2 rRNA genes are annotated in these 1,294 nt (G+C 58.2%); both read right to left on the bottom strand.

What is annotated here, in order from left to right:
* A 23S ribosomal RNA gene (locus ACFXAZ_RS39525) occupies nt 1-332 on the bottom strand; the annotation flags it as partial.
* 300 nt (nt 333-632) lie between these two features.
* A 16S ribosomal RNA gene (locus ACFXAZ_RS39530) occupies nt 633-1,294 on the bottom strand; the annotation flags it as partial.

Genomic DNA, 1,294 nt, shown 5'->3' on the forward strand with positions numbered 1-1,294 from the left:
AAGAGAGATCCCACAACCCCGTATACGCAACCCCTGCCGGGTCTCACACGCATACGGTTTGGCCTCATCCGGTTTCGCTCGCCACTACTCCCGGAATCACGGTTGTTTTCTCTTCCTGAGGGTACTGAGATGTTTCACTTCCCCTCGTTCCCTCCACATGCCCTATGTGTTCAGGCATGGGTGACAGCCCATGACGACTGCCGGGTTTCCCCATTCGGAAACCCCCGGATCAAAGCCTGGTTGACGACTCCCCGGGGACTATCGCGGCCTCCCACGTCCTTCATCGGTTCCTGGTACCAAGGCATCCACCGTGCGCCCTTAAAAACTTGGCCACAGATGCTCGCGTCCACTGTGCAGTTCTCAAACAACGACCAACCACCCACCACCCCGAACCACACGGTCCGAGTTCACTGGGGTCGGCACCTGAAGGAAGAAGATCATTCCCTCAGACACCCAACAGCGTGCCCGACACCCTCGCATCTCTCCGTCCCCCGTTCCACGCCGAAGCAGTACTGGGAAGAGAAGCAGACCGAAAATGCCGAATAATCAACGTTCCACCCATGAGCGACCACCGCAGGACATTCGCCTGCGTCGTGGCTCTGGCTGCCTTACGGCAGCTAGATGCTCCTTAGAAAGGAGGTGATCCAGCCGCACCTTCCGGTACGGCTACCTTGTTACGACTTCGTCCCAATCGCTAGTCCCACCTTCGACAGCTCCCTCCCCACAAGGGGGTTGGGCCACCGGCTTCGGGTGTTACCAACTTTCGTGACGTGACGGGCGGTGTGTACAAGGCCCGGGAACGTATTCACCGCAGCACTGCTGATCTGCGATTACTAGCAACTCCGACTTCATGGGGTCGAGTTGCAGACCCCAATCCGAACTGAGACCGGCTTTTTGAGATTCGCTCCACCTCACGGTATCGCAGCTCATTGTACCGGCCATTGTAGCACGTGTGCAGCCCAAGACATAAGGGGCATGATGACTTGACGTCGTCCCCACCTTCCTCCGAGTTGACCCCGGCGGTCTCCTGTGAGTCCCCATCACCCCCAAAGGGGCATGCTGGCAACACAGAACAAGGGTTGCGCTCGTTGCGGGACTTAACCCAACATCTCACGACACGAGCTGACGACAGCCATGCACCACCTGTACACCGACCACAAGGGGGCGACCATCTCTGGCCGTTTCCGGTGTATGTCAAGCCTTGGTAAGGTTCTTCGCGTTGCGTCGAATTAAGCCACATGCTCCGCTGCTTGTGCGGGCCCCCGTCAATTCCTTTGAGTTTTAGCCTTGCGGC

It is taken from the genome of Streptomyces sp. NPDC059477 (assembly GCF_042749375.1).
In the GTDB taxonomy this organism is placed as follows: domain Bacteria; phylum Actinomycetota; class Actinomycetes; order Streptomycetales; family Streptomycetaceae; genus Streptomyces.